Source organism: Bradyrhizobium sp. CCBAU 11361 (genome assembly GCF_028128935.1).
Taxonomy (GTDB): Bacteria; Pseudomonadota; Alphaproteobacteria; order Rhizobiales; family Xanthobacteraceae; genus Bradyrhizobium; species Bradyrhizobium niftali.
In genome coordinates this window covers 96,227-114,222 of the sequence record NZ_LBJZ01000190.1, presented here as the reverse complement: position 1 = coordinate 114,222, position 17,996 = coordinate 96,227, and the positions used below count along the sequence as shown (strand labels likewise).

At 65.8% G+C, this 17,996-nt stretch carries 16 protein-coding genes; 7 read left to right on the top strand and 9 right to left on the bottom strand.

Features of this window, described 5'->3' with window-relative positions; all coding sequences use genetic code 11:
• Positions 1-21: 21 nt before the first annotated feature.
• From XI08_RS30540 to XI08_RS30530, 3 genes are all read right to left on the bottom strand, one after another.
• The gene (locus tag XI08_RS30540; RefSeq protein WP_271577230.1) at positions 22-954 is read right to left on the bottom strand and encodes an ABC transporter ATP-binding protein; all 933 of its coding nucleotides are present in this window, start codon (positions 952-954) and stop codon (positions 22-24) included.
• A gap of 6 nt (positions 955-960) precedes the next feature.
• Positions 961-1,803: a nitrate ABC transporter permease gene (gene ntrB / locus XI08_RS30535; protein ID WP_271577229.1), complete on the bottom strand. Its 843-nt coding sequence runs from the start codon at positions 1,801-1,803 to the stop codon at positions 961-963.
• Positions 1,804-1,987: 184 nt separating this feature from the next.
• Entirely contained in the window at positions 1,988-3,367 is a 1,380-nt protein-coding gene (locus XI08_RS30530; RefSeq protein ID WP_271577228.1) for a CmpA/NrtA family ABC transporter substrate-binding protein, read from the bottom strand.
• A 159-nt stretch (positions 3,368-3,526) separates the two neighbouring features.
• On the opposite strand from XI08_RS30530, the gene XI08_RS30525 reads away from it, so the two are divergent.
• Positions 3,527-5,455, top strand: a complete 1,929-nt coding sequence (locus XI08_RS30525) for a sigma 54-interacting transcriptional regulator (RefSeq protein WP_271577227.1) — start codon at positions 3,527-3,529, stop codon at positions 5,453-5,455.
• 6 nt (positions 5,456-5,461) lie between these two features.
• Here XI08_RS30525 and XI08_RS30520 read toward each other — a convergent pair whose 3' ends face one another.
• Genes XI08_RS30520 through XI08_RS30510 form a run of 3 tightly spaced genes read right to left on the bottom strand, consistent with a single transcriptional unit; the run spans position 5,462 to position 8,079 of the window.
• Positions 5,462-6,340 carry a sulfurtransferase gene (locus XI08_RS30520; RefSeq protein WP_271577226.1) on the bottom strand — a complete coding sequence of 293 codons (879 nt, stop codon included), beginning with the start codon at positions 6,338-6,340 and terminating at the stop codon, positions 5,462-5,464.
• A 48-nt stretch (positions 6,341-6,388) separates the two neighbouring features.
• Positions 6,389-7,501: an acyl-CoA dehydrogenase family protein gene (locus tag XI08_RS30515; protein ID WP_271577225.1), complete on the bottom strand. Its 1,113-nt coding sequence runs from the start codon at positions 7,499-7,501 to the stop codon at positions 6,389-6,391.
• Between the two features lie 35 nt (positions 7,502-7,536).
• Positions 7,537-8,079 carry an OsmC family protein gene (locus XI08_RS30510; protein ID WP_092191689.1) on the bottom strand — a complete coding sequence of 181 codons (543 nt, stop codon included), beginning with the start codon at positions 8,077-8,079 and terminating at the stop codon, positions 7,537-7,539.
• 247 nt (positions 8,080-8,326) lie between these two features.
• Between XI08_RS30510 and XI08_RS30505 the strand changes: the two genes are divergently transcribed.
• Positions 8,327-8,980, top strand: coding sequence for a TetR/AcrR family transcriptional regulator (locus XI08_RS30505; RefSeq protein WP_271577224.1), 654 nt, complete (start codon positions 8,327-8,329; stop codon positions 8,978-8,980).
• A gap of 165 nt (positions 8,981-9,145) precedes the next feature.
• Here the strand turns inward: XI08_RS30505 and XI08_RS30500 are convergent, their stop codons facing one another.
• The gene (locus tag XI08_RS30500) at positions 9,146-10,705 is read right to left on the bottom strand and encodes an alpha/beta hydrolase (protein WP_271577223.1); all 1,560 of its coding nucleotides are present in this window, start codon (positions 10,703-10,705) and stop codon (positions 9,146-9,148) included.
• 138 nt (positions 10,706-10,843) lie between these two features.
• Between XI08_RS30500 and mddA the strand changes: the two genes are divergently transcribed.
• Genes mddA through XI08_RS30485 form a run of 3 tightly spaced genes read left to right on the top strand, consistent with a single transcriptional unit; the run spans position 10,844 to position 13,394 of the window.
• Positions 10,844-11,635 (top strand): methanethiol S-methyltransferase, encoded by a 792-nt coding sequence (mddA, locus tag XI08_RS30495; RefSeq protein WP_271577222.1) that lies wholly within the window; start codon positions 10,844-10,846, stop codon positions 11,633-11,635.
• Positions 11,632-12,609 carry an NADPH:quinone oxidoreductase family protein gene (locus tag XI08_RS30490; protein WP_271577221.1) on the top strand — a complete coding sequence of 326 codons (978 nt, stop codon included), beginning with the start codon at positions 11,632-11,634 and terminating at the stop codon, positions 12,607-12,609. The genes mddA and XI08_RS30490 overlap by 4 nt, the downstream gene beginning before the upstream one ends.
• A 32-nt stretch (positions 12,610-12,641) precedes the next feature.
• Positions 12,642-13,394, top strand: coding sequence for a PaaI family thioesterase (locus XI08_RS30485; RefSeq protein ID WP_271577220.1), 753 nt, complete (start codon positions 12,642-12,644; stop codon positions 13,392-13,394).
• A gap of 27 nt (positions 13,395-13,421) precedes the next feature.
• Here the strand turns inward: XI08_RS30485 and XI08_RS30480 are convergent, their stop codons facing one another.
• Positions 13,422-14,621, bottom strand: a complete 1,200-nt coding sequence (locus XI08_RS30480) for a TrmJ/YjtD family RNA methyltransferase (protein ID WP_271577219.1) — start codon at positions 14,619-14,621, stop codon at positions 13,422-13,424.
• A gap of 337 nt (positions 14,622-14,958) precedes the next feature.
• Between XI08_RS30480 and XI08_RS30475 the strand changes: the two genes are divergently transcribed.
• Both XI08_RS30475 and XI08_RS30470 read left to right on the top strand, forming a co-directional pair.
• Positions 14,959-16,173 carry an NADP-dependent isocitrate dehydrogenase gene (locus tag XI08_RS30475; protein ID WP_271577218.1) on the top strand — a complete coding sequence of 405 codons (1,215 nt, stop codon included), beginning with the start codon at positions 14,959-14,961 and terminating at the stop codon, positions 16,171-16,173.
• Between the two features lie 96 nt (positions 16,174-16,269).
• On the top strand, positions 16,270-16,770 hold the full coding sequence (locus tag XI08_RS30470) for a DUF3455 domain-containing protein (protein ID WP_271577217.1): 501 nt from the start codon (positions 16,270-16,272) through the stop codon (positions 16,768-16,770).
• Positions 16,771-16,774: 4 nt separating this feature from the next.
• Here XI08_RS30470 and XI08_RS30465 read toward each other — a convergent pair whose 3' ends face one another.
• Complete coding sequence (locus tag XI08_RS30465; RefSeq protein WP_027548620.1) at positions 16,775-17,995, bottom strand: cyclic nucleotide-gated ion channel; 1,221 nt, start codon at positions 17,993-17,995, stop codon at positions 16,775-16,777.
• Position 17,996 lies beyond the last annotated feature (1 nt).

The window sequence follows — 17,996 nt, the reverse complement described above, 5'->3', positions numbered from 1 at the left end:
GGGCACACGTTCTTGGCTGGCTTAGGAAGACGTGGATGGCCGGGACAAGCCCGGCCATGACGTCTCCTTGAGCGGCTCCGGCTTGGCGTCGGAGGCGACCGTCAGCCCGGGCTTGCCGATATGCACCACGGGCACGTTGCGCGGATCGTGACCGGGCTTCTCGGCCGCGAATGTCTTGCTGCGCGTCACCAGGAAATCGATGATGTGGTTGCGCAGCGCGTAGTACAGCGGATGGCGGTGCAGGTCGGTGCGGCCGCGATCCTTCGGCAGCGGATTTTCGACCACCTCCGCGAGCACCGCGCCGGGGCCGTTGGTCATCAGGAAGATCTTGTCGGCGAGGTAGATCGCCTCGTCCACGTCGTGGGTGATCATGAACGCGGTCTGGCCAGTCTCCAGACAGATGCGCCGCACCTCGTCCTGCAGCGTGCCGCGCGTTAGCGCATCCAGCGCCGAGAACGGCTCGTCCATCAGCATCATCTTCGGCGTGATCGAGAGCGCGCGGGCGATGCCGACGCGCTGCTTCATGCCACCCGAGAGCTCCGAGGGTCGCTTGTGCTCTGAGCCCGTCAGGCCGACGAGATCGATGAAGGTCTGCGCGTGCGCCTTGACCTTCGCCCGATCCCAGCTGCGCCATTTCGAGCTCACGGCATAGGCGACGTTGCCGAGCACGGTGCGCCAGGGCAGCAGCGCGTGGCTCTGGAAGATCACGGCGCGGTCGAGGCTGGTGCCCGAGATCGCCTGCCCGTCGACGATGACGGCGCCTTCGCTCGGCGCATCGAGGCCGGCGAGGATGTTGAGCACCGTGGTCTTGCCGCAGCCGGAATGGCCGATCACGCAGCAAAACTCCCCGCGCGGCATCGACAGCCACAGGTTCTCGAACACGGTGGTCGTGGCACCGCCCGCACCCGGATAGCGCTTTGCGATGCCTTCGATGGAGACGAATTTGTCGGTCATCGGCCCCTACTCCGGAAATGTGACCATGCGCGTGAAGCGCGCGAGGATTTGGTCGAGCAGCATGCCGACGATCCCGATCAAGAGGATCGCGATGATGACGTTGGTGATCGAGAGGTTGTTCCACTCGTTCCAGACGAAGTAGCCGATGCCGGTGCCGCCGACGAGCATCTCGGCGGCGACGATCACGAGCCAGGCGATGCCGATGGAGATGCGCATGCCGGTCAGGATCGTCGGCGCCGCCGCCGGCAGGATCACGGTGAAGGCACGCCTGATGGTGCCGACCTCGAGCGTGCGCGCGACGTTGATCCATTCCTTGCGCACGCTGGCAACGCCAAAGACGGTGTTGAGCAGCATCGGCCAGATCGAGCAGATGAAGATCACGAAGATCGCCGAGATCGAGGAATCCTTGATGGTGTAGAGCGCGAGCGGCATCCAGGCGAGCGGCGAGATCGGTTTCAAGACCTGGATGAAGGGGTCGAGCGCCTTGCTCAGCAGCGGCGACATGCCGATCAGGAAGCCGAGCGGAATGGCGACGAGCACCGCCAGCAGATAGCCGGTGCCGACGCGCGCGATGGAATAGGCGAGCTGGATGCCGAGCCCCTTGTCGTTGGGTCCGTTGTCGTAGAACGGCCGCTTCAGGTGCTCCCACAGCTTGGCGCCGACATCGAGCGGCCCCGGCATGGCGGATTTGCCCTGCGTCGCGGTGAGGCCCATCAGCTTGGCGTATTCCGGGCTCATCGTCGCGACCGGCGCCGTTGCGCGCGTGGCGAGATGCCAGATGCCGAGGAACGCGGCCAGCAGCACGATCGAGACGAGGCCGGCGCGGAGACGGAGGGAGGTGGTGGTCATCTTGCGGGATCCCTCCACCCGTCGTCCCGGCGAAAGCCGGGACCCATAACCCCAGGGAGAAATTTGGCGAAGACTAGCCGTTCGGTACCCTCACCGATCGCAATCGATAGAGCACGGCGTATGGGTCCCGGCCCCCGTGCGCAACGCGCACTAGGCCGGGACGACGATGAGAGAGCGCGGTCCATCACGACGCCTTCCTGATCTTGAAGCTCGCAACGTAATCCTCGGGCTTTGCCGGATCGAAGGTCTTGCCCATCACCGCGAACGACTTGTAAGCACTCGCCGGCGGCGACAGGCCCATCTCGGTCATCAGCTTCTTGGTGTCCGTCGCCAGATACACCTGCTCGGCGACCGCCTTGTAGTCGACGTCGCCCTTGATCTGGCCCCAGCGCTTCATCTGCGTCAGCATCCACACCGCAAAGGACTGCCAGGGGAACGGATCGAAATCGACGCGCTTGGCGTCGGTCTTCACCCCGCCGAGGCCGTCGGCATAGGTGCCGGTCAGCACCTGCTCCAGCACCGTGACCGGTGCGTTGATGTAGTTGGCGGGCGCGATGGCCTCGGCGATCTGCTTGCGGTTCTCGGCCTTCGACGCATAGGCGGTGGCATCGACGATGGCGCGCGTCAGCGCGGCAAAGCTGTTCGGCGCCGTGGTGATGAATTCGCGGCTGGCGGCAAAGCTGCAGCAGGGATGGCCGTCCCAGATCTCCTTCGAGAGCAGGTGCATGAAGCCGACGCCGTCATAGATCGCGCGCTGGCAGATGTTGTCGGGCGCAAGGAAGCCATCGATGTTGTCGGCGCGGAGGTTCGCGACCATCTCCGGCGGCGGCACCGAGCGCAGCTGCACGTCGGTGTCGGGGTCGAGCCCGTGCTCGGCGAGATAGTAGCGCAGCAGATAATTGTGCATGGAGTAGTCGAAGGGGATCGCGAATTTCAGGCCCTTCCAGTCCTTCGGGTCGCGCTTGTCCTTGTGCTTGGTCGCCAGCACGATGCCCTGCCCGTTGATGTTCTCGATCGCGGGGACGGCAAACGGAATGGCGTTGGCACCGAGGCCGAGCGAGATCGCGATCGGCATCGGCGCCAGCATGTGCGCGGCGTCGTATTCCTTGTTGATGGTCTTGTCGCGGATCACGGCCCAGCCGGCGGTCTTGACCACTTCGACGTTGAGGCCGTGCTTGGCATAGAAGCCCATCGGCGCCGCCATGATGATCGGCGTCGCGCAAGTGATCGGGATGAAGCCGACCTTGAGGTCCTTTTTCTCGGGCGCTCCGGCCTGCGCAAAGACTTCGGTCGCCGTCTGAATCGGAAAGAACTGCGACAGCGCGGCCAGCGCCGTGGACGCGCCGACCGATTTCAGGAAGGCGCGCCGCGCCACGTCCTGCGGAAACATCGCGCGCATCACCGCGGAGGCGACGACGCCCTCGTAGCGCTTGTCCTCGCTCTCGACGGGCGCGCAGCGCATCGCCGTGGCCTGCTCGTGCTCCGCCGCGGATTGGTGCTGGCCACAGACGCAGCCGGCTCGAAGGTTGCGATCGGGATCAAACGGATTGTCGAACGTGGACATCGGACCTCCTGCGCGTCATTGCAGGAGCAATTACGCAAGGAGCATGCCACCGCCTTTCGGCCGGCCAGTGCCTTGATGACGCAGCACTTTTCATCACACTTGGTCGCTACGAAAACTCGTGATATACGATAATTCGTAGTTCAATCACGAGATTTCGTAATGGCAACGATGCCAATGCTCGTTTCCGATGATACCGCCGAGGCGATCGATCCGCGCGTCGCGGCCTTCGAATCCTCCGTCGAGGCCACGCTGTTGGTCGATCCCTATGCCGACCAGATCATCGATGCCAATCCGGCCGCCTGCGCCCTGCTCGGCTACGACCGCGCGCTGCTGCGGCAGACCAGGGCGAGCACCCTCCACGCCGGCGAGCTTCCGGCCCTGACTGTCTTTACCCAGGCCGTGCTGCACAAGGGCGCCTACTGGACCACGGCGCTCACTCCCCGCCATGCCACCGGGCAAAATCTCAGGCTGGAATATGCCGGCTGCGTTCTGCCGCATGACGGCCGCACGCTGGTGCTGCTCACGCTGACCGATCTCGACGCGCGCCGGCGCCGCAATGTCGACGCCGCCGCCGAAGACCACATGCGCAGCGGCATCTCGACCTGGCAGCGGGTCGAGCGTGTCTTCCAGGACATCGAGCGCGAGAACCAGCTGATCCTGCGCGCCGCCGGCGAAGGCATCTATGGCGTCAACGCGGAAGGAAAGACCACCTTCGTCAACCCCGCCGCCGAACGCATGCTGGGCTGGACCGCCGAGGAGCTGGTCGGCAAGGAGATCCACCCGATCGTGCACCACACCCATCACGATGGCCGGCACTATCACAACCATGATTGCCCGATCTACGCGGCGTTCCGCGACGGCGCCGTGCATCAGGTCGACGGCGAGGTGTTCTGGCGCAAGGACGGCTCGCCGGCCTGGGTCGAATACACCTCGACCCCGATCCGCGACCGCGGCGTCGTGGTCGGCGCCGTCGTCGTGTTTCGCGACGTCAGCCAGCGCCGCGAGGCCGACGAGAAGCTGCACGCCGCGCTCACTGAAGTCGACCGCCTGCGCGAGCGGCTCGAGCTGGAGAACGCCTATCTCCAGGAGGAAATCCGCATCGAGACCAATCCGCGCGGCATCATCGGCCAGAGCGAGGCGGTCCAGAAGACGCTGCGCCAGGTCAAGCTGGTGGCGCCGACCACCGCGGCCGTGATGATCACCGGCGAGTCCGGCACCGGCAAGGAGCTGATCGCCCGCGCCATCCACGAGGATTCCACCCGCAGCGACCGGCCGCTGATCCGCGTCAACTGCGCCGCGATCCCGCGCGAATTGTTCGAGAGCGAGTTCTTCGGCCATGTCCGCGGCGCCTTCACCGGCGCGACGCGCGACCGCATCGGCCGGTTCGAACTCGCCGACGGCGGCACGCTGTTCCTCGACGAGGTCGGCGAGATCCCGCTCGAACTGCAAGGCAAGCTGCTGCGCGTGTTGCAGGAAGGCAATTTCGAGCGCGTCGGACAGGAGCGCACCCGCGCCGTCGACGTCCGCGTCATCGCCGCGACCAACCGCGATCTCAAGCAGGAAGTGCAGCGCGGCCGCTTTCGCGAGGACCTCTATTTCCGCCTCAACGTCTTCCCGATCGAGACGGTGCCCTTGCGCGAGCGGCGCGAGGACATTCCACTGCTCGCCCAGCATTTTTTGACGCGCGAGGGCAAGGCGCTGAAATCGAATTTGCGCCTGTCGGAAGGCGATGCGCGGCGGCTCGCGCGCTACGACTGGCCCGGCAATGTCCGCGAATTGCAGAACGTGATCGAGCGCGCCGCGATCCTGTCGCAGAACGGCCGCCTGCGCATCGACCTGCCTGACACATCCGGCGCGCCAGCGCCGACCGGCGCCGCGCGCCAGAAGGCCGACGCGCGCCCGGCGGTCATGACGTCGTCGGAGATGCGCGATCACGAGCGCGCCAACATTCTCGCCGCGCTCGAGGCCTGTGCGGGAAAAGTGTTCGGCCCCGGCGGCGCGGCGGAAATGCTCGACATCAAGCCGACCACGCTGGCCTCGCGGATCAAGGCGCTTGGGATCGCGCCCCGTCCGCGGGCCTTCGGTTAGCGAGGCTCACGCCGCCTTGGTCGTCACATCGGATGCGATCGGCAGCCCCTGCTCGATCGGCAGCGACGGATCGCGCGACCATTCGTTCCAGGAGCCGAAATACATCCGCACGTCCCTCACGCCGGCGTTCTTCAGCGCCAGGAACGTGTTCGAGGCCCGCGCGCCCTTGAAGCAGTAGAGATAGACCGGCGTCGCCTGCGAGATGCCGACGGTGGCGCATTCGGCCAAAATCTCGTCCTTGGACTTGAAGCGCGGGCCTTCGGCAGTCGGCTTCATCATGCGGTACCATTCCAGCCACACGGCGCCGGGGATGCGGCCCTTGCGCGGGCAGAAATCCTTGCCGTACGGAGACGAGCTGTCGCCGATCCACTCGTCGACGTCGCGCACGTCGAGGATGGCGATGCCGGGCTTGCCGACGGCGCCGAGCATCGTCTTCGCATCGATCAGGATCTCGCCCGCCTCGGGCACGATCGCAAACGAGGCCTTTGCGGGCGCAGGCACGTCCTTCGTCACCGGGAAGCCCGCTGCCGACCACGCATCGAAGCCGCCATGCAGCACCTTGACCTTGGGATAGCCGAGCATGGTGAGCAGGTAATAGCCGCGGCAGGACTGGCCGAAGCCTGAGTTCATCGACTGTTCGTAAATCACAGCCGTCTCCTTGCCGGAGAGGCCGGCGCCGCCGAAGGCATCGGCAAACTTGGTCTTCAGCTCAGCCATTCCCTCCGGCGTCGAGGTCGCCAGGAACGTGAAAATCTCGTGCACGTTGACGGCGCCCGGCAGGTGGCCGGCGGCGTAGGCATCGGGGTTGCGGGTGTCGATGACGACACACGGCTCTAGCTTCAAGAGATCGGCGAGTTCGACGGCAGTGATCAGAACGTCAGTCATGGCAGCCTCTCCGTTGAGGTTGGGGGTCTTCGGGTGGACTCGCAAAAATCAGGAATCGGCGAGCATCTTGCGCAGCTGCTTGGTGGCAGGCGTGACGATCGCGACGAAATAGGCTTCGCGCAGACGCCGCTGCGCGCGGTGGCTCCTGAGGTAGCCGCGCGCGCCACAATGCAGCATCGCCGCATGCGCCGCCGCGACGCTGGCCTCGCCGGCGCGCAAGCGGAGCGCGATCACCTTGCGCCAGTAGGTTTCCTCCTCGTTGTAGGGATCGCGCGCCAGCGCCATGGTCTCCGCCTCCAGCTCTGCGGCGAGATCGCGGAAATGCACCGGCTGCTGCGGCAAATAGCGGTTGATGTGGCCGAGGGGATTGTCGACCTCGTCCATGATGTTGATGCAGTCCCTGATCACGCCAAGCGCCATGCCGGCCTGGAGCAGGATGAAGCCGGCGCGGATCTTCTTGACGAACGGACCGGCGGGATCGGCGAGGATCAGCTCATCCGGCACGAACGCGTCGCGGAACTGCACGCCATAGGTGCCGGTGCCGTCCATGGCGAGGAACGGCTTGCACGGCGTGAGCGTGATCGCGGGATCGGAGCAGTCGGCCAGGAACATCACGAGCCCCGGCTCGTCCTCGCGCTCGAAGATGGTACCGAAATAATGATCGGGGCCGAGATTGGAGACCCATGGCAGCGCGCCGCGAACGATATAGCCGCCCTCGACCTTCCGCCCTTTCAGCTTGAGCTTCTCGATGCCGAAAAAGCTCTTCATCGGGTTGGAGAGCCCGGTGCCGCCGAGCACGCGGCCGGTCGAGAACGCATCGCCGAAGCGCTTTGCCAGCTTCATATTGGTGGAGTTCGCGGCGTACCAGACCAGCGTGTTCTGGCACCAGGCCATGAACGCCGTGGCGCCGCAGACCTCGCCGATCGCTGCCATCGCCTGGATCGCGCAGCGCAAATCGGCGGGACCTTCATGCGGCATGTGACTGCCCCAGGCGCCGACCTCGCCGAACTTGCGCAGCACCTCGGCCGGATAGACCGAGCCGTCGTCGATGCCGGCGGCGAGCGGCGCAAGCTGCTCGCGCGCGATCCGCGCCACCTCGCCTGCAATGGACGGTGCGGGCTGATCCAAAATGTCGGCCCGTGATAAAGCCAGTGAACCCATGATCGTCTCCCGCACCTTGTCCTGTTGCCGTCAGCCTAGATGCCGACCTCGAGATTGACCGGGCGGGTGAAGGTGTTGGCGACCGGCGACCATTTCTTCACATGAGCGACCAGCGCGTTGATCTCGTCCTGCGAGATGCCTTCGCACTCCATGTCGACCTTGACGCGCACGTCGGTGAAGCCAACCGGTTTGTCGGAAACATCGCCGGTGCCCCACACGGCCGTGATGTTGAGGTCGCCTTCGAGCTCGAGCTCGAGCTTGTTGACGATCCAGCCGCGATGCACGGCGTTGGCGTGCAGGCCGACCGCAAGGCAGGAGCCGAGCGCGGCGAGCGAGGCTTCGGACGGATTGGGCGCGGTATCGTCACCCAGAAGGCCCGGCGGCTCGTCGACGATGTAGGGCGGCAGGTTGCGGATGTAGTTGGCGTGGCGGAACTTGCCTTCCGCGACCGTCTTGCACTTCAAGGTCTTGACGACCTTCGGATTGGCCTTGCCGCTCGCGATCAGTTGCTCGAGCCCATTCTTGTCGATGGGCGCGAGGCAACCCGTCAGCACTGTCTTTTGAACGACGGCAGTCATCAGTTTTCTCCCTGGCAGCCGAGGAAATCGGCAGGATACCGAACGGTCTGTTTTCTTGCATGGAGCGTGCCAGAGGCGGCCAAAACCGAAAGGCGAAGCATTGGAGCCGCTTAGCGATCGCTGCCTGCGGATTGATCAGCAGCCGCTTGCTCAAAGGCGATGCAGATGGGGTGTGCTCTGCGAATCTTTTCAGCGCGGAACAGATGCGGCTTGCTGATGCGGCGCGGCTGCGGGTAAGTTTGGACTCATGGCAAAGACGTCATCGAAGAAGACATCCAATTCGCCCCACGCCGGTGCTGGCGAGGACGAGTCCGCGCGCGGGCGCCTCTTGAGCGCCGCGACGCATCTGTTCTGCAAGAACGGCATCAACGCCACCGGCATCGACGCGATCATCGCGGAAGCCGGCACGGCGAAGACCACGCTTTACAAATTGTTCGGCTCCAAGACCAATCTCGTCAACGCGGTGCTGGAGAGCGAAGGCAGGCAGTGGCGCGAATGGTTCATCGGCGCCATGGAGCAAGGCGGCGGCGACGCGCAGGCAAAGCTGACGCGCATCTTCCCGGCGCTGAAGAGCTGGTTCGCGGAGGAGCGCTTCTACGGCTGCCCCTTCATCAATGCGGTCGGCGAGCACGACAAGGACGCCAAGCAGTTCCGCAACATCGCGCTGAAGCACAAGAAGATCGTGCTCGGCCACATCGAGAAGCTCGCCGGCGAGCTCGGATCGAGCGAGCCAGCAGTGCTCGCGCACCAGCTCGGCCTCATCATCGACGGCGCGATCGTCGCAGCGATGATCTCGCGCGACCCGGGCGTTGCGGATACGGCCGCGCTTACCGCCGGCCCCCTGCTCGGCCAGTCCAAGACGAAGAAGAAGCGCGCGGCGGATCAGCTCGAGGCGGTGTGACCGCTTTGATCTTGTAGCCCGCATGGAGCGGAGCGGAATGCGGGGACACCGTCCCGGATTACGCTCCGCTCCATCCGGGCTACGGGGCTCATGATGTAGCCCGCATGAGCGTAGCGACATGCGGGACTTTTCCCGGATATCGCTTCGCTCATCCGGGCTACGACCCTACGTCCTCGACTTCCCCTCGCCCAACGCCCCCACGAATCCCCTGATCGCCTCCAGCACCGGCCCCTGATCGCCGGCAAAGAACCAGTGATCGTTGCCGTCGAGCTCGACGAATTCCGCGCCCTTGATCCGGCTCGCCACGTCGCGGCCGGCCGCGATCCGCACCGCCTGGTCGCCGCGCCGGTGCAGCACCAGCGTCGGCACGGCGATCTGCGCCAGAAGGTGCCGCACGTCGGCATCGCGAAACGCCTCGAGCACGGCGGAGATGCCGCCGGGGCTGGAAGCCGCGCGCAATAGCCCGGCCCACCAGGCGCGCGCCTGCGGATCACCGGCAAGGCTCGGCGCGAAGGTCTCGATCCCGACCGGGCCGCCCCATTGCGCGACGAGATGCTGGCGCCAGGCGTCATACTGGCTGGCGCGCAGCGCGTGCGGATAGTCCGGTGACCAGCAGCCCTTCGCCAGCGCGCCGAACAGGATGAGCCCGGCCACCAGGCGCTGTTCATCGACCGCGAATTTGATGCAGGCCGGCCCGCATTCGGACGCACCAAACAGCACGACGCGGCGCGCATTCGCCGCGCGCAGGACTGTGCCGATATCTTCCGCGGTGACGTCGATGCCGGGGGCCGATCCGACCCGGTCGGACAGCCCGATGCCGCGGCGATCGAACACGATCAGCCGCCCGAGCTTCATCAACGACGCGAGAAACGTCCGGCTCGCTGGATGCTCCCAGGCGCGCTCCACATGCGACACGAAGCCGGGCATGACCAGGATATCGAGCGGGCCGCTGCCATAGGTCTGATATGCGAGGTGTACGCCCGCGCCCTTGACGTAGCGCGTCGCCGGAACGTCATGCGACGCCGCCGCAGGGCTCATCAGCGCCTCGGTCTCGGCTTCCGGCGCGACCCCGAGTTCGTCGCGCAGCCGCTCTGTCAGCGCCGCGTGGTGCCGCTCAGCCGCACTTCGGTCGCCGGCCAGCAGCAGGCTGCGGATCAGATGCCGGCCATACACCTCACTCAGCGGATCGAGCTCGACCAGACGTCCCGCATGTGCGGTCGCGGCAAAATGCTCGCCGGCGGCATTCTTGTCCTGCACCAGACGCTCCAGCGCGTGCATGAGCCGTCCCCGCAGCGCCTCACGGCGGAAGAATGCCCATTCGTCGAATTCGGGACAGTCGTCCAGCGCGAAGCCGGCCAGGAAGTCACTCCGGTAAATCTGGCAGGCCTGCTCAAAGTCGCCGCGGTCGCAGGCGCCCTCGAACAGATGCGTATCGACCTTCAACTCGAGCGCCGGAGACCATCGCGCGCTGCTGCGGTCAGTCTCGAAAACTGCATGGCCGAGCGTCTGCTCGATGCGGTGAAGCAGCCGCCGCAATCGCGCACGGCCGGTCTCGCCGGGGCTCTCAGGCCACAGCAGCGTGGCCACGACGTCCCGCGCCACAGCGCCCTTGGCCTCCGCGAGATAGACCAGCAAAGCAAGCCCCTTGCGTAAGGCCAACTTGATCGGGCGGTCGTCGGCATGGACCTCGGGGAACCCGAATGTTCCCAGCGAGAAGGCCGTCATGGAAATCCTCCCTCCCCGGCCGGGGACGCACAGGGGACGGTCCAGCGATAACAGTCGGGTCAGATCGAGCCGGCTCGCCAGCGAGCGATTGAGGCTCCTGCATGCGGCACTGCCGCCACCAGCACAATAGGACAAAACATGTTCGCGCGCCTCCTGATCCTGCTCTACGCCATCGTGAGCTATGCCGTGTTCACGGTCTCATTTCTCTACGCGCTCGGTTTCGTCGGCAATTATGTCGTGCCCAAGTCAATCGACAAGTCGATCGACGTCGGCAGCCCCACTGACGTGAGCGAGGCCATCCTCGTCAACCTGCTGCTGATGAGCCTGTTTGCCATCCAGCACAGCGTCATGGCGCGGCCGGCCTTCAAGCGATGGTGGGGCAAATTCCTTCCCGTCGCCTGCCAGCGCAGCACCTATGTGTTGCTCTCCAGCCTGATCCTCCTGCTGCTGTTCTGGCAGTGGCGTCCGATCCCGACGCCGATCTGGCAAACGAGTGGAATCGCGGCCTGGCTGCTGATCGGCGTGCATTGGCTCGGCTGGCTGATCGCGTTTGCCTCGACCCACATGATCGATCATTTCGATCTGTTCGGTCTGCGTCAGGCTTTCGTCGCATTCCGCGGGACCGAGATATCGGGTCAGTCCTTCAGGACGCCGCTGCTCTACAAGATCGTGCGGCATCCGCTCATGCTGGGATTCCTGCTCGCGTTCTGGGCGACGCCTGCGATGACCGCCGGCCACTTGCTGTTCGCGATCGCGAACACGGCCTACATCCTGGTCGCCTTGCAGTTCGAGGAGCGGGATCTGATCGCCGAGTTCGGCGCGACCTACCAGGACTATCGACGCCGCGTCCCCATGCTGGTGCCGCGCCTTTTCGGCCGCCGCCGGGGGGACGATCGCCAATCGCCTCGACCCGTTGGAGCGCCCCGATGAAAGCGGTTCTGTGCAGCTCGTTCACCGGCCCCGCGGACCTGCGCCTCGGTGAGATCGACGAGCCGAGGCCCGCCGCCGACGAGATCCTCATCGACGTCCATGCGGCGTCCGTGAGCTTCATGGACCAGTTAATGGTCTCGGGCCTCTACCAGATGCGGCCGCCGACGCCCTTCGTGCCCGGCACGGAAGCATCCGGCATCGTCGTCGCAGTCGGCGACGAGGTCACGACATTCGCCCCCGGCGATCGAGTGGCGTGCAGCAGCTGGACCGGCGGCTACGCCGAACGGATGACCGCCAAGGAATCGAAGAGCGTGCGTCTGCCTGATGGCGTCGCGTTCGCGGCCGCGGCGACGGTCCTGCACAATTACGGCACGGCCTATTACGCGCTGGTCGAGCGCGCACGGGCGCGACGCGGCGAAACCATGTTCGTCACCGGCGCTGCCGGCGGCGTTGGACTCGCCGCCGTCGACCTCGGCCGCCATCTCGGCCTGCACGTCGTCGCCGGGATCGGCTCCGACGACAAGGCCGCCCTGGTGCGTGGTTACGGGGCCAGCGACATCGTCAACTATCGCAACGAAGACCTGCGCGACCGGATCAAGTCGATCACATCGGGAGACGGCATCGATGTCGGCTTCGACAATGTCGGTGGTGCGGTCTTCGAGCAGATGGCGCGGCTGATGAAGTGGGGCGGACGGCTGATGCCGATCGGCTTCACCAGCGGCGAGATTCCGCAGCTCCCCATGAACCTGCCGCTCCTGAAGAACTATTCCATCATCGGCGTCTTCGCGGGCGCCTGGGCGGAGAAATTTTCTGCGGAGGCCGCGCGCATGAACGACACGCTGATGCGATTGCTGGCCGACGGACAGATCCGCCCGCACATCGATCGCATCCTCCCTTTGGAGGAGGCTGGCGACGCCATGCGCGCCGTGGCCAATCGCACGGTTCAGGGACGAATTGTCCTCAAGATCATGTAGAATGTGCCGACGAGGAAGCGAGAACAAAACCGATGACCCGGATCATCATTGACAAGCGCTATTGCGGTCCTCCGAACTCCGGCAACGGCGGTTATGTCTGCGGCCGGCTGGCCCGGCACATTCCCGGGGCTGCGGAGGTGACGCTGCGCGCGCCGCCTCCGCTGGACACAGCGCTCGATGCAGTCGCGACCGACGACGGCACATTGGAGCTTCGCGACGGTGCCAAAATCGTCGCGACCGCGCGAGCGGCAAGCGTCGAGCTTGCGCGTATCGAGACCGCCAGCTTCGACGAGGCAACCGCCGCCGAATTGCGGACGCCGGTCAAGCCGCACGAGCACCCGTTGCCGACATGTTTCGTCTGCGGTCCTGCAAGGGCCAAGGGAGACGGCCTGCGCATTTTCGCCGGACCGCTCGGGCGTCACGCGCGGAACGCCGTTCTCGCGGCGAGCTGGACGCCCGATCCAAATCTGGCCGCCGAGGACGGCCTTGTCGCGAGCGAATTTCTCTGGTCGGCGCTCGATTGTCCCACCGGCTATGCCTGCAACTACAATCAGGAGAGCGACAGCTTCGACCAGGCCCCGCTCCTGCTCGGACGGATGTCAGCGCGGATCGAAGCGCGGCCGCGCCCCGGCGACCGCTGCATCGTCACGGCCTGGCCGACCGGCCGCGACGGCCGCAAGCGCACCGCCGAGGCCGCGGTGCATCATGAAGCCGGGACGTTGCTCGCCGTGGCGCGGGCGACATGGATTGCGGTGGAACGTGAGGTGCAACTCGGGCGCACTTAGGGTGGATTGGCCCGCGGCTGCGCCAGCCTACACGCCCTGCTCGATCATCCCCTGCAGCCGCACCAGCTCCGCCTCGAGATCGCGCTCCACATCCGCGGCCCGGATCTCCAGCACCCGATAGTCCCGCGCTTCCAACCACGTCCGCCGGCCCGCGCGGTCCGCCGCGATCGTCTCGCCCTCGCCGGGGTTGACCAGCTCGATCGCGATCCGGTGCGGGAACGAGACGAAATCCGGGATGTGCCGGCCGACCGGGGTCTGGCGCTTGAACCCACCTGCGAAGCGGCGATCACGCGTGAGCGCCTGCCAGAGTAGGCGCTCGGCGTCGGTGGGGTTGCGGCGGAGCAGGCGGGCGAGCCCGCGCACTGTCGAGCCGCTGTCGGGGACGCCGCCGCCCTGCCCGTGCTCGGCCAGCAGCGCGCGCAGGCGCGTGGCCTGCTCGCCGTCGAGCACGCCGCCCTTGGCCGGGCCTTTGCGCCCTTCCGCGATCGCCATCACTACCCCGTGCAGGGTGTGCATGTCCTGCTTGGTCGGCTCCATCCGGCTGAAGATATTGCGCAGGTTCACCAGCATGGTGTCGCGTTTCTCGGCCGGCCGCAGGAATTCGACCCGGTCGAGCTCGCGGATGAGGTTGTCGAAGAAGGCCTGCATCTGGTGTTGCGAGGCGCGCTCGGAGCGCTCCGGCATGGCGTGCGGCAGCTCGCCCGACGTCGCCAGCTTGAACCATTCGTAGCCGACCAGCAGCACGGCCTGGGCGAGGTTGAGCGAGGCAAAGCCCGGATTGACCGGGAAGGTGATGATGCGGTTGGAGAGCCCGACCTCCTCGTTGGTCAGCCCCCAGCGCTCGCGGCCGAACAGGATACCGGCCTTGCCCCCTGTGGCGACGTGCCCCGAGATCTCGGCGGCGGCGGCTTCCGGCCCCACCACCGGCTTGGCCTGGTCATGGGGGCGTGCGGTGGTGGCGAACAGCAGGTCGAGATCGGCGACGGCCTCTTCGACCGTGCCAAACAATTCGACCTTTTCCAGAATGTAGTCGGCGCCGGCAGCGGCGCGCTGGGCGGCGATGTTGGGCCAGCCGTCGCGGGGGTTGACGATGCGCAACCGGCTCAGGGCGAAGTTGCCCATGGCGCGCGCGGCCATGCCGATGTTTTCGCCAAGCTGCGGCTCGACCAGGATCACGATGGGACCGTCGAGGGAAAGACCCGCCTTGCTCTTGTCAGTCCCCGACATCTCGTTTCGCTTTCACTCTTCGTCTCAAGGCCTTGGCAAGGCGCTCTCAGGAATTGATTCAAGCCCGCCGCCAGCCGGCGCAGCCCTGTCCGCCTGTCGTTTGCCTGTCCTGACGAAATTCTCAAGGGAAATAACGACTTGGATTCAACTTTTGAATCTCTTCTGAAGCCTCAGGCCGGCCCCGCCGGCGGGCCGCTCCCCGCCCCCCATCTGCGGAAGCTGGATGGGCTAAAAGTGCATAATCCCTTGGCTTTCGCCCGCCGCGCGGCGGTGCTAAGAGGCGGCGGATATTCCCGTCGCGCACCAATAGCGCCGTTCCCAAGAGGCTTCCCCGATCATGGCAAAAATCAAGGTATCCAATCCCGTCGTCGAACTCGATGGCGACGAGATGACCCGGATCATCTGGCAGTACATCAAGGACAAGCTGATCACCCCGTTCCTGGATGTCGAGCTGATGTATTTCGACCTGGGGATGGAGTACCGCGACCACACCAACGATCAGGTCACCATCGACGCCGCTGAAGCCATCAAGAAGGTCGGCGTCGGCGTCAAGTGCGCCACCATCACCCCGGACGAGGCCCGGGTGAAGGAGTTCAACCTCAAGCAGATGTGGAAGTCGCCGAACGGCACCATCCGCAACATCCTCGGCGGCGTGATCTTCCGCGAGCCGATCATCTGCAAGAACGTGCCGCGCCTGGTTCCCGGCTGGACCAAGCCGATCATCATCGGCCGCCACGCCTATGGCGACCAGTACCGCGCCACCGATTTCAAGTTCCCGGGCAAGGGCACCCTGTCGATGAAGTTCGTCGGCGAGGACGGCACCGTGATCGAGAAGGAAGTGTTCAAGGCGCCCGGCGCCGGCGTCGCCATGGAGATGTACAATCTCGACGACTCCATCATCGACTTCGCCCGCGCCTCGCTGAATTACGGCCTGCTGCGCAACTACCCGGTCTACCTCTCGACCAAGAACACGATCCTGAAGGTCTATGACGGCCGCTTCAAGGACATCTTCCAGGACATCTACGACCGCGAGTTCAAGAAGGAATTCGAGGCCAAGGGCCTGACCTACGAGCACCGCCTGATCGACGACATGGTGGCCTCGGCGCTGAAGTGGTCCGGCGGCTATGTCTGGGCCTGTAAGAACTACGACGGCGACGTGCAGTCCGACACGGTCGCGCAGGGCTACGGCTCGCTCGGCCTGATGACCTCGGTCCTCCTCACCCCGGACGGCAAGACGGTGGAAGCCGAAGCCGCCCACGGCACGGTGACCCGCCACTACCGCGAGCACCAGAAGGGCAAGGAGACCTCGACCAACTCGATCGCGTCGATCTTCGCCTGGACCCGTGGCCTCGCCCACCGCGCCAAGCTCGACAACAATGCCGAGCTCGCCAAGTTCGCGAACACGCTGGAGAAGGTCTGCGTCGACACCGTCGAGGAAGGCTACATGACCAAGGACCTCGCGCTGCTGGTCGGCGCCGACCAGCGCTGGCTCTCGACTACCGGCTTCCTCGACAAGGTCGCCGAGAACCTCACGAAGGCGTTGGCGGCCTAAGCCGTCCGCAATTTCGCCCGACTGGGCCGGACATCATCACGGGCCGCGTCTTTGAGCGCGGCCCGTTGTTTTTTGAAACCCTTTGCGGAGACCTCCATGTTCATCAAGCTTGCCGCCCCCGCCCTGTTGCTCGCGGCCCTGATCGGACCGGCCGGGGCTGCGGAGCCGCTCCCCGAGGCCATCGCGGCGCCGGGCGAGACGGTCGTGCTCAGCGTCCACGCCGAGGGTGCGCAGGTCTACGAGTGCAAGGCCGGCGCTGAGGGCAAGCTCGCCTGGGCCTTCCGCGAACCGGTCGCGACGCTGCTCTCCGAGGGCAAGACGATCGGGCGGCACTATGCCGGCCCGAACTGGGAGCACGCCGACGGCAGCGCCGTCGTCGGCAAGGCCATCGGCAACGCGCCGGGCACGACCGCCGCCGATATCCCCTGGCTGAAGCTGGAAGTCGCCTCCCGCCGCGGCAGCGGCGTCCTGACGCCGGTCACCGCCGTCCAGCGCATCAACACCCATGGCGGCAAGCTCGACGGTGCATGCGACAAGGCCGGCGAGTTCAAGAGCGCGCCTTACTCGGCCGACTACGTTTTCCTGAAGAAAGGCTGACCGCTCAGCGGCCCTCCTTCTCCGCCTGCGCCAGTTCGGCCGCGGCGAGATCGCCGGTCTCCTCCAGCCGCGCTTTCGCAGTCTGGTGGACATGCTCGGCCAGCGTCGGCATGCGCGCGATCAGGGCGTGAAAATCCTGGGCGTCGAGCACCAGCAGCCGGGTCTTGCGCGTCGCCGTTACCGTGCCGCTGCGTTTTGTCTTATGCAGCAGCGCGATCTCGCCGAAGAAGGTGCCGTCGGTGAGCCGAACCTGCTGGCTCGGCAGCGCGATCTCGACCTCGCCCGCGGTGATGAAATACATCGACGAGGCGGCATCGCCCCGCCGCACCAGGATCTCGCCCTGCTCGATGGTGCGCGCGCGCAACAGGCGCATGATGTCGGCGATCTCGGCCGCGGACAGATGCGAGAACAGCGGCACCCGCGCCAGCATGCCCCAAGTGACGACGAAATCGCGCCGCTTCACCTCTTCCGCGAACGCCGAGGAGATGATCGCGACCGGCAGAGCGATCATCGCGAAGCCGCTGATGATGGCGAAGGTGGAGATGAACTTGCCGAGCGGCGTCACCGGCACGACGTCGCCGTAGCCGACGGTGCCCAGCGTCACGATCGCCCACCACATCGCCTGCGGAATGGTGCCGAGCTTGTCCGGCTGCACGTCGCGCTCGACGACATAGAGCAGCGAGGCAAAGGTCAGCACCGCGCCGATCAGGATGACGATGCAGCCGATCAGCGCGCGCCGCTCGGCATGGACGGCGGCGAGCAGCGAACGCATCGCCGGCGAATAGCGGATCAGCTTGAAGAACGGCAGCACGCCGAGCCCGGCCAGCGTCGCGTGCCGGCCGGTGGCGAGCACCACCGCGGCCGGCAGGAACGCCATGAGGTCGATGATGCCGAGCGCCGAGAAGACATAGCCCAGCCGGTCGGACAGCGCCGAGCCCCTGCGCTGGGTGTGCCCCGCCACCGTCCACAGCCGCGCCAGATATTCGAGCGCGAACACGATGACGGCGAGGATGGCGATCGCGCTGAACAGCGTGTCGAACCGCGCGTCGAGCTCCGGCACCGAGGCGAGGATCATCGCGGCCACATTGAGCACGATGACGCCGATGATCAGCTGGATGAAGCGCGACCCGACCGAATAGGCCAGCGGATCGTGCTCCAGCAGTTCGTAGAGGCGATCCCTCAAATCGGGATCGCCAAGCCCACGTCCGCGCGGAACGGGGGGCATG